The sequence below is a fragment of the Arthrobacter sp. C9C5 genome (genome assembly GCF_013359735.1).
Lineage (GTDB): Bacteria > Actinomycetota > Actinomycetes > Actinomycetales > Micrococcaceae > Arthrobacter.
Map to the genome: position 1 here is coordinate 1 of NZ_JABFMX010000010.1, position 13,477 is coordinate 13,477.

The following is a 13,477-nucleotide window of genomic DNA, read 5'->3' on the forward strand; positions in this document are numbered from 1 at the left end:
GACGCCGCACCCGGCTGGCGGGCCGGTCGGGGCCGCGGCCGCCCGGCCCGCCGGTGAACACGCCACCGTCCCGGAAACTCCCCCGTCCCGTCGTTCCCTGCCAGTAAACTCGTGAAGGCTCTCCAGTCCCCCCAGCGTGGAGAGCCGGGAGCCCCCACGCTTGAGTCCTTGGATTCGCGCGGGGGCTTCCTCATGCCCTGTCCCCCACCGCGGCCAGGTCATCCTGAGCACATTCCCCCACTGTCCTTGCGGGTTGTGCCCATTGGGGTCAGGTGGAGCCCTCCGCACAGCTCAAAGCTGTCCCCGCTGGCGTGCAACCCGGCAGCTGTCCCGGCCTTGCCGGGGACGGTGGCAGAAATGTCACAGGGGTAGCCCATACTTGATTCAGCGGCCGGAGAGGCCGCTTTTCTTTGGCGTGTCTATTCGAACATATGTTCTAAAGTGGTGGTATGGGACCGGAGCAGGCGAGCAGGCTGCAGGCGCAGTACGCGCGGCGGGCCGGCCCGATAGGGCTGACGGTGGAAGAGCTCGATTTCGAGCACTTTCCCGTCAAGAACGGCTTCCCCGGGATCCCTGTGAAGGCGTGGATCCGGTTCCCGAACTGCGCGGAGCTGGTGGACGGCGAGGTGTACGCCTGGACAGCGAAGGCCGCTGAAGTGACGTGGAAGGACGGGCCGGTGACGTACCGGACCTGGGTGTGGAACTCGGCAGTGACCCGCCGACAAGACATGATGACCAGAAATTTGGGAGAGCGCGTAGACCGTGACCGCAGTAGCGAATGAAACAACCCTGGACGTCGAGGTCGACCTCCGCTTTACCGCCGCCGACGCTCCCCTCGCCGTCCGGTTCGACGGACGCATTTGGGCCGTGGCTGCGGACCCGGTGCACTGGTTCGCCCGGGACGCCTGGTGGGACACCCGCCGGACCGCGGCCGTCGGCGCCGGTGACGTCGTCAGCGTCGAATACTGGCAGGTCCAGGTCCGCCTCGGATCCAACTCCGCACTGCGGACCTTCACCCTTCGCCGAAACCCCCTTTCGACCCAGTGGCTGCTGGAAAGCATCAGCGACTAAGCCACAGTGATCCATCAAACGATCAGCGATCAGACCTGGGCGGGAATCCGCACCGAGTTCACCTTGCCAACCCTCGCCCAGGTGCACCGCCGGCTCTCTGAACTCGGGGAAGACCCGGAACCGATCATGCGCCAGCTCGTCCGCGTCTTCATTGATGACGGGACCTTCTGCCCGGGATTCCAGTTCCTCCCCGGTGGCCAACTCCACCCAACAGTAACGCCCCTGTTCCGGCGCGCGATGGAACTGAAGCTCCCGCACAACTACTTCACGGTATGGATGGTCACCAAGTCCCGAGACCTGGCCGGAGCCAGGCCCGTGGACCGCTTGAACGCCGCCTCCACTCCCCTAATGAAGGCCCTTGAGTCGTTTCACTGCCAGTAGTCCCCTTTGAAAGCACGTGTGGAGTGCCCAGCTGGGCCTGGACGAGGAAGAACCCGGCCGCCCTTTGGGGCGGCCGGGTTCTTTAGAGACCTGGACTACGGTCAGGACTCTTCGGTCACGTCCACGACCGCGGCGTCTGCGTTCTTCTTCACGGACTCGACGCCGTTCAGAGCGCTGGCCTTGGACTTGTAGCTCTCCGATGAGGCGATCACTTCGCCGTTACCGGCCTTGAGGCGGAAACGGTATCCACCGGATTTGTCTTTGTAGACCTCGAACTTGCCTGCCACAGGTGCTCCTTCGGTTGATTTGCCGGCCGCCGGGGCCGCTGGGCCAAAGACTACCGCCCGGGGCGCGGCGAGTCCGGAACTTCGCGCGGCATGCCCTTCCAACCCAGGCAGATGGTGACTAGGTGGAAATTTTCGGCACAATCCAAGCACCCGACAGGAGTGAGGAGCGCGTGAGCGCCCAAGGTGCAACTTATGAAGATGCCCGCGAAGCTCTCAGTGGGAGCATGCCAGAGGGTCATAAGCTTCTCGTGATCCGAACCAGCGACTAGTCCGCTCCGGATAGCCCGTCCTAGAGAGGGGCCCCCTCCGCCATTCCTTTGACGTCAATGACGTCATTGACGTCTTTACTGTCAAGGCAGCATTGGCTGCGTCCGGACTGGATCTCACGTCCGGGACCAAGGTGATGGAGACCTCCGGGGAAACCCGGCCTCTCCCTGCGCCATAAGTAGTGCCATAAGCCACGTTGGAAATACCGCCTTACCTGCAATTGCGCGGCCTACCCGATAATTAGCGGGGTGCCACGCAGGTTCACCTGCCCATGGGCAAGCCCGAACCTGAGCCAGCGATTCAATGTGCTCGCGCATTGGCACTACCGCGTGATGCTCAGCGCTTCTTCCAACAGACCACGAGATGCGCCTTCCAGTGCTACGCCCGCCCGGAAGCACCGTGTAACTTCTTGTGCGTGTCACTGCCGGAAATCACGCAGCAGCGCACATAGCCTTAGAAGCAGGAACGTCCGCCTTCCAGCACGTAGGAGAATTACCGGCCGATGGCACGATCACTGCAAGCCCCAGCAAGCCCGAGAACCCGTGAAACACGGGCAATTGACCGGGTCATTTCCCTGGCGAACGGCAAGGGGGGAGTGGGGAAGACCACGACCGTAGCCAACGTTGGCGGGTACGTGGCGCTGGCCGGCTCCCGCGTCCTAATGGTGGACCTGGACCCACAGGGTGACTTGGCTCGGGACCTCGGCTATGAACGTCAGAGCGGACGGGAACTGTTCCAGGCTCTCATCGCCGGGACCGCGCCGATGATCCTCCGGAACGTCCGGGAGAACCTTGATGTCATCCCCGGCGGGCAGGACCTCGAGGACATCCAAGGAATTATGCTCTCGCGTTCCAGCCGCTCGGACGCCGGCGACTTCGGCGACATGCTGTACACCGTCCTGGCGCCCTTGGCTGACGATTACGACCTCATCCTGATCGACACCCCACCGGGGGAGCGGATCCTCGTTGAAGGTGCCTTCGCAATCTCCAGCGCCGTCGTCATTCCGACACGTTCCGATGACGCGAGCATCGACGGTGTGGAACGCATAGCCCGCCGATTCATGGCCGTCCGGGACCGGAACCCGAACCTGCAGCTGGCCGGCATCGTCCTGTTCGGTGTCGGACCGCGTTCGTTGCGCTTGGAACGCAGTGTCCGCGACACACTGGAGGAGATGCTGGGCACCGTCGCCCCGGTTTTCGAGACCCGGATCCGGAACCTGGAGAGCGCCAGCGCGGACGCACGCCGCAAGGGCCTGCTGTTCCACGAGCTGGAGGGCGCAGTCACTGACGCCCAAAAGAAGCGCCTGAAGGCCCTCCGGGCGGGGGAAAAGCCCGCCGAAGGGTTCTTCTCGCGCAACGCCGGAGGACTGGCTGAAGAGTACGAGCAGCTGACCGGGGAGATACTGGCCCGCCTCAACGAGATCGAGAGCGAGAACCAGGCATGAGCGGCCGCCCAAACCTTGCCGGGGCTTTCGCTCCTGCAGCAGCTCCCGTGCGCGGCGCAGCGCTGCAGGGCCTACTGGCACCGAAGAGGCGGGGGAGTGGCACCCAGGCGCCGGAACCCAAGGTACATGAGGAATCAGTTGGAGCGCCGACACGGGAAGCCTTCCAGGCTACCTCCCCGCCCGAGAGCGAACCCGAAATCGACCAGGACATCACCGTCGGGCAGGCACCCCCGGAGGTGGAGGAGCGGGGCGCTGAGGAGCCCGAGCCGGTTTTGGCGGCTGGGCAGGAGCAGATATCGACTCCATGGCAGAAACCGGCAGCCAAAATAACCGGAGCACCGGCAGTGAAGGCCTCCGAGACGGTGCCCGGGGCGCTGCGCAACGTCGGGGTCTATCTGCCGCCGGCCTTGCTCGCCGACGTCAAGGATGCGGTCTACCAGGGCCGGACGACGTACGCGGATCTGCTCATCGACGCCTTTGAGGCCGTCGACGAAGAGCAGATAGCGGGGCAGTTCACAGCCGAAACGGCGCTGACCAGCTCCGGCATGCCGCGGCGTGCACCTCGGAAGAGGGGAGAGGGCGGCATCCAGATCCAGCTGCGTCTCGACGGGCTACAGGTTGCTTGGCTAGATAACAAGGTCATAGAGTTCGGGGCTCCGTCACGCAGCGCCCTCGTCTCGGCCGTCTTCAAGCTGCACACCCAAGCGCGTAAGACCGCGGGGGAGTGAGAACCACAATGCTGCGGGTCGTCTGGCCTGAGTTCCTATAGTGCTTATGGCTTGGCTTATGGCGCGGACCATGAAGCCGTTGAATTCCAGCAGAGGAAATTGCTGATGAATGGCTGCCTTCGGCGTTGAACCCTACCCGGCTCTGCTGAATGCGACATCCGCAAGGGTCCATTCATCGGGTGGGCCCTCAAATGTCTCCCACGGGTAATCCTCACCGGGGGAGAGGAGCTCGGCGACAGTATTGACGTGCTTGGCCAGCCATTCTCGCCAGATAATCCGCTCGTTCTTGTAGCGCTGCAGCTGCGCGGCGACGACTTCGAGTACTCCGAGGTGTTCGGCGAGCTGCTTCAACGACGTCGACGCCACCACAGCCCAGGATTTCCCAGCGTTCCGTGCCACCAGGTTCCAAGCCGCAAGTACCTCCAGGGCCTCATTCACCGCGGACCTGGACAGCCGGGTGACCCGAACGATTTCGGCGATCGGCAATGCGGGGGAGTGCTCGAGTGCTTCGTAAACGAACGCCGCCGGCAGGCCCAGTTCCCGGAATACCGGGCGGAGTGCGTGGATTTTCCCCTTCTGCCAGGTTGCATCCTCGGCGGCGGACTTCAGCTCTTCGGGGACAGTCAGCATGTAGAGATCGCCTTTCGTCCCACGGGCCTCCTCAACCAAGGTAATGAGGGGATCCTTCTCCGACCTGAGCGCTTTAAGGTGCAAGGCCACCGTGGTGTGATCCAGGCCAGTGGCAACCGCAATAGACCGAACCCCGAATTCAACGAACCTCGAGGCCGTCATATGAGCGGCCTCCCCCAAGGACCTCAGCACCATTCTTCGCGCCATCCCTGTTCGAGACTCCCGGTAGCTCACCTCCCTAATCCGAAGTACATTCCGCCAGGTCCGGATGAACCGATGCTCAGCATGGGGATCGGACGAGATGAGATTCAAGCCCTTTGGTGCGGGGGGCTGTGTATTGGGCTGGCTTGTGGGGGATCTACGGACATTGTTATTCCCTTCTCCGGTGGAGAGGTTTTTGCTCAGGTAGCCGACCGCACTTATCCAGTCCCTGCGCAGTGCCGGCACCCGGTGGTGGGGCGCATAACGGGCGTAGAACGAAGCAAGCCCGGGCCAGGTCCCCTGCATCATGCGGCGTTCCACATCTACGAGTTGGAGGCCGGCGGCCGCGGCGCCGGTGACGATGGCCTGGCGGGCGTCCGAGTCGGTGGCGTACCGGCGGGAGTCGTAGAGTCCGGTTTGTGCCATGAGCTGCATGACCCGTGACATCCGCCCGACGGGATGCTTCACCGCCGGCATTTCCTCGGCCCCGGGGACAAAAGTCTGCTCGAGCCGCAAGTTCCGAACGGCGCGGATCTCCCCCGCCAGGTCAGCCGTTATGGCGGACCAGACGGCAGCGGAGTTGGGCCGACGCGCAACGTCGTAGGCCTTGGAGAGGCTCATCGCGAGCTCCTGGTGGCCACCACGCTTATGCGGGGAGCCGGGTGTGCGCATGCAGCCATGCAGAAGGTTTTGGTGCGGGGTCTTGTCCAGACTCCGGTACCGGGTGCCCAGCGCCTCGACAAGATCACGCGCTTCAGTGAAGGTGACCCGCTGCGCGAGCGGGATGTAGACGTGGCGGCCGCCGTTGGGGGAGTAGTCCTCAATCCAGCGGGCCCCGACACTGTGGAGCCAGGTCTGTACGGCGCGGACGTCGGCGAGGACCCAGTCGACGCCGGCTACCGAGGAGTCGAAGTCCAGGAAGATCGCGGCGCAGGTGCCGTCTTTCCCGAAGATCCGGACCGCGGCAGGGAAGGACGGGAGGGCCTCGGTGAGGGCGCGTTCGTGCTTCTGCGGGTAGGTCTTACCGGCATCCCGGGAAAGGCGAACTCGGGGCTGACCCGCGAGGATAGGCGCCAAGGCAGCCCAGGCCTGAGCGGGGCTGTGAGTTGAGGATGGCCCGTGCGACACGCCAGCGCCGTATGTGGCTGGCAGCACGCGGGCGTGCTGTTGTACGATGATGCTATTCCTGTCGAGGGAATGAATAAGGACCGATCTTGCAGGATCGGTTTTGCAACACAAATGAAGTCCTGTGAAGGTCTTCCATCCGATCTACGATCTGTTCGCCGGCAAGCTATCCGGATCGTGGATCTTCAGCTTCGAAGGCCCGCCTAGTGCGGGCCTTCTTCTGTTATGAGGCTATGCGGATCGGCAGTTCCTCCTGATGCGCGAAATGATCCAGCAATGCCAGATCTTCGCGCAGGGACCGATCTACGGCGGAGGAAACGTAGTCCGTGACAGTCATGCCCTTGGCGGCAGCGATCATCTGAACGTCCTCCGCAGTCTTAGCCTGGGTGCGGAAGCCAATGTATTTGCGAAGACCCTTGCTGGGCCGCCCGCCTCCACGATTGATTACTGCGCTCATGGTCATGTCCTTTGAATCTCGCACAACCCGCGGTTGTGACTGCTTCATCGCTGGTGCTACTTGCGGTCGCTCGCTATGACGTTTCTGTTTACAGCTATCGACTGAGTCGAAATTAGCACTGCTTTCGGAGGCATCCGGGGATTTGTTTACAGAAAACGGCCCCCGCGTGTCGCGCGCCTCGGTTTCATCAGCAACCATCTCGATCTGAAGCCATACCTGTCCCGTTCTCGCCGCCCTTCCGTGACAACTCCAATGTCGGGAACCTTGGTAGGGTGGCTCCTTGCCATGGCGCTTTCGACGCTAGACTTTCATAGTACACATTACTGAAATTTTTTCAGTTGGATCACCGGAGCCCTAGGAACATGGAACAGGCCACACTGACCACTGACGTCATCGCCACCTTGAACCTTCCCGCGTACCCGGATCTGAGTGACCTGGTGAATGCTGTTGAAGGGAAGTACGGCAAACGCTTGGTCTTCGAGGAAGGCACTGTAGACAACCTGGGGGAAGGTGTCACTGGGCAGTGGATCGATACTCCCAGTCAGGGCATTGTCCGTTACCTGAGGGGTGCCAGAGCTTGGACTGCTCACGTCGTGCTGCATGAACTTAGCCACATCCTCTTAGGCCACAAGGGGAAGCCCCTGGACGGGCTGATTGCAGGGTCTTTCTTTTCCGGTATCGGTAAGCGGAACGGTGTCAGCTGGATGTGCCGTGCAGTGGACGTCCCTCTCGACGAGGCTGAGGCCGCGGCTGAGAATCTGGCCTTTGGCCTGGCGCGCGTTTTGCACGCCACTCCCGTGAAGGAAGCCACGAAGGCCGAACGAGTGTTTGGCCTATGATTGCGGCCGCGTTTTGGATTCTGGCAGCAGTACTTGTCTCTCGCCTGTATTTCGTCGTTCGTTGGGGCGCCTCAAGCGCCTTTCTTGGCGCGATCGGAATCGGTGTTCTCGGTCTCTTTTCGACAGGTGTAGTCGTACCCGAGGCAATCCTTGATGCCGCCCTTGGGGGCGTGAACTTCCTTCACCTTGTTCGCAATTTGTGCGTCACGGCCGCAGTCTGGCTAATACGGGAAGGGATCTTCGCTGCCTACTCTAGGGACGAGAGCTACCGCTCACGTTTCAGCCACAGACCCCTTGCTGCGGTCCTCGGAGCAACCGCGATCACCGTTCCGTTCCTGTGTCAGCAGTTCGTCCCGACTTCGCTAAGTTTCGTACCGGAAAATATCCACCAGTTGCCCGTCTTCGTCTACGCCGGCATTTACATGGGCATTTTGGCCTTGTTGGCCGTCTCGGTCCTTCGGATCTGCCTCAGGCCTCAGGAAAGCTTGCCCGTCCGCGTGAGCTCCCGGGTTGTTGCGGCCGGCATGGCTCTGGTCGCAGTCGCGTCTGCCGAAGAGATCGCCTATATGAGCGCCATGCACATCGATGTGGGCAGTTCTTCTTTCCGCCAGGTTCTGTACGTCCTGTTCAGTCCCCTGTTCTACGGCGGGGTTCTGCTGACGTCTCTTGGGCTGGGAATTCCGCCGATCGTTAAGGCGTGGCGTCGCTTACAGCTTTGGGACCGGGCCGCATTGGTATTTCTTACGGCCACGCTGGGCAAAGCCTATTGGGGCCTCTCCCATTCGGCGTGGATCGCGGGCGTGATGAGAAGCGTCTGGGCGAAGCACCCTTCCGCGGGCCTGTACGAGTACGTTATTCGCTCCAGCGATCACAAGATTGCCCTGTCCGGGCGATCCACACCCCAACTTTCCGGCCGTGTCCTGGACGCGGTACAAGCTCGATTTGATGGCGGCGTCGGTTCCCTGGAATCGGTGTTGCCGGTAAAGGCACCTCAGTGACAACAGCAACCACGACCCTGACCGCAGAGCGGTCCTTAACGGCAGTCGGTCGCGTGGCCCGGTCTGCGACCGAGATCGCGCAGCCACCTCTGGTGTTATCCCTCCTGCTGATTTTGGCTTCTCTGCTGAGCGACCAGTGGATGGTCTCAGTTTGGTCGGGCATTGTTGCTGCACTTTTCATCTGCCTGGTGCCATTTGCGGTTGTCCTGATCTTGGCGAAAAGGGGCCGACTCACGGACCACCACGTTGGAGACAAGAAACAACGCCGGCCGGTCATGCTCTGGACTTTAGGTTCGGCGCTGCTGGGCTGCGCCATCCTCTCGTTGATGGGCGCACCCGAGCCTGTTTGGGGGCTAATTGGCGGCATTCTTTGCGGGATTGTGGCCCTCATTCTGGTCAGCCCGATCTGGAAAATATCAGGTCATGCCATGACGCTGGGTGGGGCGACCGTGTCTGCTGTACTGATGTTCGGCTGGCTGGGGCTTCCCTTCGTCGTGGCGGCCCCATTGGTCTGCTGGTCCAGGGTCTATCTCCGGGATCATTCAGCGCCTCAGGTCATTGCCGGGTTCATAACCGGCGTTGTCGCCTTCGGAGCCTCATATACTCTCATTGTCGGCTGATTTTCACGTGCTATCCCACACGGCCGCTGAGGCCGGACACATGGCCTTGACGATGACGGAATTAGAAGGAGGGCTTTGACCTCGCTACTGCTGGCAGAGCCCTGCACTCGGTACCTGGCCGCCCGCGCTGGCCTGGAGCAGGATCACGCGTGAAGTCGAACGACACCCCCATGGATCCTCGCAGCGATAAAGAGGTTCTTGCATCGAAAATCCAGCTTCTTCTGGACATCGTTCATGCCAAAGACGCGGACAGCTTCACATACGAAGATGTTCGACAGGGTCTGGCGGAGCAAGGACTCGCGCTCACGCGAACACGCTGGCATCGGCTACTGGCCGGCTCTCCCGATAACCGGTGGGACCCGGCGTTGCTGAAGGGTCTGGCGTACTTCTTTGACGTTGACGAGAACTACCTGCTTCAACGCAGTGGTCCCATTCCTGAACGGGTGGAAGCCGAACTTCGCCTCATAGAGGCTTACCGGATCGCCGAGGTCGAGCACTTCGCCGCACGGGTTCTTGGAGAAGTGAACATCGACGCACTCCGTGCGGTTACTGAAGCTCTCCGAAACCTTCCCCCCCGACCTGAGAAAAAGTCCGATTAACTGAAAAATTTTCACTACTGAATTTTTTTCAGTAGACTTTGAAGCATGACATGCTTCGGGTGCCCTCTACGGCCTGATCATGCACATTGAGTGGCATCTCAGGTGTGGCCCCTACGACAGCTTTGGGGGGTAGTAGGGGCTACACCCCCACAGTGCGTACGCCGCGGCGCTCGTGTCACACGGCCCAAGGTCGCCCAGCTTTTGCCACTTCTAACTTCGGCACGAAGGGCGGCGGCGCGAACAGCCTTCTCGGGCGTTGCGGCGCCCGGAAGTCATTCTCCCGCCAAGTACCTCATGTAGATGAGGCCCTGGTCCCGCAGCCTTCCCAGGTCGAGGGAGTACTGGACGCGATGCCCGCTTCGGACTCCGGACTCGCCCGCAGCCGACACCAGGCCTTCGGCTTCAAGGGTCTTTATGTGCGCGTAAACCTGCCGGTAGTCCACGCCGATGCGTTTTGCGATGCCTCCCGTGGTGTCGCCGCCCGGATGCTGTGCCAAGTCCCGGATCACAGCCGCACGCAAGGCGTTGGCGTTGAAGACGATCAGTGCCTTTCCAGCTTCTGGAGGCTGTCCTGGGAGCGGTTTATAGGTGCGGGGCATTCGTCAATTCTCACCCACCGCGGCGCCCGCAAGAAGCATCAACATATTTTCGGCGGTGGTAGCATCATTTTAAACATGATGCTTTTGACTTCGGGTGTTAGCCGAATAGGACGAGAGGGGGCATTGTCGTGAAACCGTCCAAGATGCTGAGCATGGGAACCGCAGTCGTGGTGCCAGTGGTGGTGCTTGGGTTGGTCTTCTCCATGCTCCTGCTGCTCGGTCCTGCGAGACCGGCTGCGGCTGACTGTGGCCCTGCTGTCTCCGTGTCCGTGGGCGCCAACACCAAGGTCGACGCCTACACCCAGGAACAGCTGAAGAATGCCGCCTCGATCATGGGCGCCGGGAAAGCGCTGAACCTGTCCACGAACGGTCAGATGATCAGCGTGATGGTTGCCTTGGGGGAGTCGGGTCTGCGCGTACTCGACACCGGCGACCCGGCAGGTCCGGACTCGCGGGGGTTGTTCCAGCAGCGCGGCAACGGCGCCTGGGGCTCGTACGCGGACCGCATGGACCCGACAAGGAGCGCGACGAACTTCATCAAGGCGCTGCAGGATGTGGCCGGATGGGAATTGCTCGAACCGACGATCGCGGCCAGCAGGGTCCAGCGCAACGCCGACCCGTACCACTACCAGAAGTACTGGCCCGGGGCCGTGAAAATCGTCCAGGCTCTCTCCACCTCGAAGTTCTCCCTGCAGGGAAGCGAGTGTGGGATCCCCGGCCAGGCTGGCGCGGGAAACGACTACCCGTGGAAGAACTCACCGACGTGGATGCAAGCCGGTGCCAACGCCGCCAGCACCTCACCGCTGGGCATGTACTACCGGGAGTGCGTCGACTTCGCCCTGTGGCGGGTCAACCAGCAGATGGGGTCCACGAGTGCACCGTTTAGGTTCCTCAACGGCACCTTCCGTCCCGACGGCCAGAAACTGGGTTCAGCCCTGACGTGGAAGGAAGGCTGGGACGCCAAAGGCTGGCCCACCGGCCGCGCCCCCAAGGTCGGCGCCGTGGTCTGGTACGCGCCAGGGGCCGGGGGAGCGGACCCCAACTTCGGCCACGTCGGCGTGGTGAAGGAAGTCAAGGACAACGGGACCTACGTCGAAGAGGGATACAACGGCAACCATGCCCCGGATGACCACAACTACTACACACGGACTGTGAGCAGCACGGTTCCCTCAGCCTTCCTGTACCTGCCCATCAAAGAGGAGACGAAGTGAAGAAGCCCCTGCCCCTGATCGCGGTCGCGCTGCTGTGCGCGGCCTGCGCCCCTGCCGCGTCCACCGGGACCACCCCGGCGTCCTCTTCCAGCGGCAGCCCCGCCCCGGTCTCGCTGAGCGCCAACAGCGGACCCCAGGCCCCCGGGGGCACCGTCCCGGCCACCATCGGCATCGCGTGGGACCAGGCCAGCAAGGACGCCGCCGTCGACGCGGCCGAAAACGCGATGACCGACTTCGCCCGGCCGACCCTGGATGAGACGCAGTGGGCAAACGACCTGGCCCGCTGGCTGACGCCTCAGGCCACGGCCGACTATTCCTCCGTGGACCCCTCCAATATCCCGGCCTCCCGCGTCACTGGAGCGGCCACCTTGTCCGTCGATGAGGCCAACGGCTACGGCACGACCGCCGCCGTCCCAACGAACGCCGGGACCTACACGCTGCAGCTGCTCCGCACGGGCAAGGACGCTCCGTGGAAGGTCAACCGCCTCACCCCGCCCGCGTCCTAAGCATCTCCACCTTTCCCCCTTCTCACACCTAAGGAACAAGCCGATGGGTACTTCACCAACGCAAGTTATGGCCTTCCCCAGCATCAAGGCCATCGTCCGCGACAACGGCACCGCCGAGGTCGTCGTCGCGGGTAACTCCCGCATCGTTCCCGCCGGGGAATCCCTGCAGGACCTCCGCAACAACGCCCTGGCCCTGGTCGTCGGTGAAGCGCAAACGCTCCAGCGCCCGGTCCGGGTCCAGATCGAGGACCCCGAGGGCCACGGCGAACTCATCGTCCACCCGGACAACAAGATCGAATCCGTCTCCTACGAACCCCGCACGGCCCGGCGCCGGGCCGAGGCCCCCGCCACCACCCCGGAGACCGCCGCCCCCGCCGTCATCGAAACCACGCCTCTTACGGCGCCGGAGCCCGCAGCCAAACCTGTCGAGACTGCCCCGACTCCCGCGGCCGTGTCCGATGCCCAGCCTTGGCCACCCGCAGCGTCAGAAGTGACCGAGACGGCAGTGGAAGAGCCAGCTCCGACGCGGCGCAGCCTGAAAGACACCTCCTTCCTCGTCAGCGCCCCGGTCCTTGAGCCTGCCACCCAGGGCTGGCGCGGTGTCCTCACGCGCCTGGGCATCCGTATGAACCCCTCCGACGAAGAGCTCTCCGAACGCGAGGACATCCGCACGGTCAGCCAGCACTGGCCCGGTCCGCGCACCATCGCCGTGGTCAACCGCAAGGGAGGGGCCAACAAGACCCCCACCGTCGTCATGCTCTCGGCAATCCTCGCCCGCTACAGCGGCGCTGCCACGGTCGCGTGGGATAACAACGAATCCCAGGGGACGCTGGGCTGGAGGACTGAAAAGGGCTCCCACGACCGCAGCGTCCTGGACCTGATTGATTCCTCGACCGAGCTGCTGTCCCCGTCCACGAACGCGGCCGAGATCGCCAAGTTCGTCCACCACCAGACGGCCGATAAGTTCGATGTCCTCCGCTCCGATGAGAACGAAGAAGGCGACCACGAAGTCACCGCGGAGGAAGTCGATATCGCCCACCAGGTCCTGACCCGGTACTACCGCCTGGTCGTCATGGACTCGGGCAACACCGCCCGCGCCGCGAACTGGCGGCGCATGATCGACCACACCAACCAGCTCGTCGTCCCCGTCACGGCCATCGAGGACCGCGCCGAAGCCGCCCGCCTGACGCTGCAGACCCTCGAATCCCGGGGCGGCCACGACGCGGAGCTGGCCCGCAATGCCGTCGTGATCGTCTCCGAGTCCACCGACGCGAAACGGTCCATGAGCGGGGACGCCCTGAAGCGGGCCAAGGACGAAGCAGAACGGATCGCCAAGGGCTTCGAACCCTTCGTCCGCGCCGTCGTCCGCATCCCCTACGACCCGGCCCTGGTCAACGGACCCATCCGGTACGAAGCCCTCCAGCCGGCCACCCAGCGGGCCTGGCTCGCCGCGGCCGCCGCCGTCGCCGCCGGCTTCTAACCACCCACCCAACGGATATTCGAAAGGAGGACCC

16 protein-coding genes are annotated in these 13,477 nt (G+C 63.0%); 12 read left to right on the forward strand and 4 right to left on the reverse strand.

Going from position 1 to position 13,477, the window contains the following annotated elements; genetic code table 11:
- The first annotated feature begins 449 nt into the window (after nt 1-449).
- The 3 genes from HNO80_RS09315 to HNO80_RS09325 are packed head-to-tail and all read left to right on the forward strand — an operon-like array spanning nt 450 to nt 1,452.
- Nucleotides 450-782: a hypothetical protein gene (locus tag HNO80_RS09315; RefSeq protein ID WP_175322577.1), complete on the forward strand. Its 333-nt coding sequence runs from the start codon at nt 450-452 to the stop codon at nt 780-782.
- Entirely contained in the window at nt 763-1,071 is a 309-nt protein-coding gene (locus HNO80_RS09320) for a hypothetical protein (RefSeq protein ID WP_349627302.1), read from the forward strand. Before HNO80_RS09315 ends, HNO80_RS09320 begins: the two co-directional genes overlap by 20 nt.
- Before the next feature lie 6 nt (nt 1,072-1,077).
- Nucleotides 1,078-1,452: a hypothetical protein gene (locus tag HNO80_RS09325; protein ID WP_349627303.1), complete on the forward strand. Its 375-nt coding sequence runs from the start codon at nt 1,078-1,080 to the stop codon at nt 1,450-1,452.
- A gap of 101 nt (nt 1,453-1,553) precedes the next feature.
- On the opposite strand, the gene HNO80_RS18150 is transcribed toward HNO80_RS09325, so the two are convergent.
- The gene (locus HNO80_RS18150) at nt 1,554-1,739 is read right to left on the reverse strand and encodes a YegP family protein (protein WP_175322578.1); all 186 of its coding nucleotides are present in this window, start codon (nt 1,737-1,739) and stop codon (nt 1,554-1,556) included.
- Nucleotides 1,740-2,508: 769 nt separating this feature from the next.
- Here HNO80_RS18150 and HNO80_RS09335 point away from each other — a divergent pair.
- Both HNO80_RS09335 and HNO80_RS09340 read left to right on the forward strand, forming a co-directional pair.
- The gene (locus HNO80_RS09335; RefSeq protein WP_175322579.1) at nt 2,509-3,450 is read left to right on the forward strand and encodes a ParA family protein; all 942 of its coding nucleotides are present in this window, start codon (nt 2,509-2,511) and stop codon (nt 3,448-3,450) included.
- A complete protein-coding gene (locus tag HNO80_RS09340) occupies nt 3,447-4,178 on the forward strand; it encodes a hypothetical protein (RefSeq protein WP_175322580.1) in 732 nt (243 codons plus the stop codon). Before HNO80_RS09335 ends, HNO80_RS09340 begins: the two co-directional genes overlap by 4 nt.
- Nucleotides 4,179-4,310: 132 nt before the next feature.
- On the opposite strand, the gene HNO80_RS09345 is transcribed toward HNO80_RS09340, so the two are convergent.
- Nucleotides 4,311-6,164, reverse strand: coding sequence for a MarR family transcriptional regulator (locus tag HNO80_RS09345; protein ID WP_502707835.1), 1,854 nt, complete (start codon nt 6,162-6,164; stop codon nt 4,311-4,313).
- A gap of 193 nt (nt 6,165-6,357) precedes the next feature.
- A complete protein-coding gene (locus tag HNO80_RS09350; RefSeq protein WP_011689691.1) occupies nt 6,358-6,591 on the reverse strand; it encodes a hypothetical protein in 234 nt (77 codons plus the stop codon).
- A 362-nt stretch (nt 6,592-6,953) separates the two neighbouring features.
- Here HNO80_RS09350 and HNO80_RS09355 point away from each other — a divergent pair, with 362 nt between their 5' ends.
- The 4 genes from HNO80_RS09355 to HNO80_RS09370 all read left to right on the forward strand — a co-directional run bounded on the left by HNO80_RS09355 (nt 6,954) and on the right by HNO80_RS09370 (nt 9,647).
- Nucleotides 6,954-7,430: a hypothetical protein gene (locus HNO80_RS09355; protein WP_175322582.1), complete on the forward strand. Its 477-nt coding sequence runs from the start codon at nt 6,954-6,956 to the stop codon at nt 7,428-7,430.
- Nucleotides 7,427-8,428 (forward strand): hypothetical protein, encoded by a 1,002-nt coding sequence (locus tag HNO80_RS09360; RefSeq protein WP_175322583.1) that lies wholly within the window; start codon nt 7,427-7,429, stop codon nt 8,426-8,428. Before HNO80_RS09355 ends, HNO80_RS09360 begins: the two co-directional genes overlap by 4 nt.
- Entirely contained in the window at nt 8,425-9,048 is a 624-nt protein-coding gene (locus HNO80_RS09365; RefSeq protein ID WP_175322584.1) for a phosphatase PAP2 family protein, read from the forward strand. The genes HNO80_RS09360 and HNO80_RS09365 overlap by 4 nt, the downstream gene beginning before the upstream one ends.
- A 149-nt stretch (nt 9,049-9,197) precedes the next feature.
- The gene (locus HNO80_RS09370; RefSeq protein ID WP_175322585.1) at nt 9,198-9,647 is read left to right on the forward strand and encodes a hypothetical protein; all 450 of its coding nucleotides are present in this window, start codon (nt 9,198-9,200) and stop codon (nt 9,645-9,647) included.
- Between the two features lie 272 nt (nt 9,648-9,919).
- On the opposite strand, the gene HNO80_RS09375 is transcribed toward HNO80_RS09370, so the two are convergent.
- Nucleotides 9,920-10,246, reverse strand: a complete 327-nt coding sequence (locus HNO80_RS09375; protein ID WP_175322586.1) for a helix-turn-helix domain-containing protein — start codon at nt 10,244-10,246, stop codon at nt 9,920-9,922.
- A 152-nt stretch (nt 10,247-10,398) separates the two neighbouring features.
- Between HNO80_RS09375 and HNO80_RS09380 the strand changes: the two genes are divergently transcribed.
- The 3 genes from HNO80_RS09380 to HNO80_RS09390 are packed head-to-tail and all read left to right on the forward strand — an operon-like array spanning nt 10,399 to nt 13,443.
- The gene (locus tag HNO80_RS09380; RefSeq protein ID WP_249777262.1) at nt 10,399-11,457 is read left to right on the forward strand and encodes a CHAP domain-containing protein; all 1,059 of its coding nucleotides are present in this window, start codon (nt 10,399-10,401) and stop codon (nt 11,455-11,457) included.
- Entirely contained in the window at nt 11,454-11,963 is a 510-nt protein-coding gene (locus tag HNO80_RS09385; protein WP_175322587.1) for a hypothetical protein, read from the forward strand. Before HNO80_RS09380 ends, HNO80_RS09385 begins: the two co-directional genes overlap by 4 nt.
- A gap of 43 nt (nt 11,964-12,006) precedes the next feature.
- The gene (locus tag HNO80_RS09390) at nt 12,007-13,443 is read left to right on the forward strand and encodes a chromosome partitioning protein ParA (RefSeq protein ID WP_175322588.1); all 1,437 of its coding nucleotides are present in this window, start codon (nt 12,007-12,009) and stop codon (nt 13,441-13,443) included.
- The last annotated feature ends 34 nt before the right edge of the window (nt 13,444-13,477 follow it).

Bases quoted from the DNA above. Each gene is read 5' to 3' on its own strand.
- HNO80_RS09380 (WP_249777262.1), top strand. From the start codon at position 10,399: ATGGGAACCGCAGTCGTGGTGCCAGTGGTGGTGCTTGGGTTGGTCTTC.
- HNO80_RS09390 (WP_175322588.1), top strand. From the start codon at position 12,007: ATGGGTACTTCACCAACGCAAGTTATGGCCTTCCCCAGCATCAAGGCC.
- HNO80_RS09375 (WP_175322586.1), bottom strand. From the start codon at position 10,246: ATGCCCCGCACCTATAAACCGCTCCCAGGACAGCCTCCAGAAGCTGGA.
- HNO80_RS09360 (WP_175322583.1), top strand. From the start codon at position 7,427: ATGATTGCGGCCGCGTTTTGGATTCTGGCAGCAGTACTTGTCTCTCGC.
- HNO80_RS09340 (WP_175322580.1), top strand. From the start codon at position 3,447: ATGAGCGGCCGCCCAAACCTTGCCGGGGCTTTCGCTCCTGCAGCAGCT.
- HNO80_RS09350 (WP_011689691.1), bottom strand. From the start codon at position 6,591: ATGAGCGCAGTAATCAATCGTGGAGGCGGGCGGCCCAGCAAGGGTCTT.
- HNO80_RS09315 (WP_175322577.1), top strand. From the start codon at position 450: ATGGGACCGGAGCAGGCGAGCAGGCTGCAGGCGCAGTACGCGCGGCGG.
- HNO80_RS09355 (WP_175322582.1), top strand. From the start codon at position 6,954: ATGGAACAGGCCACACTGACCACTGACGTCATCGCCACCTTGAACCTT.
- HNO80_RS09335 (WP_175322579.1), top strand. From the start codon at position 2,509: ATGGCACGATCACTGCAAGCCCCAGCAAGCCCGAGAACCCGTGAAACA.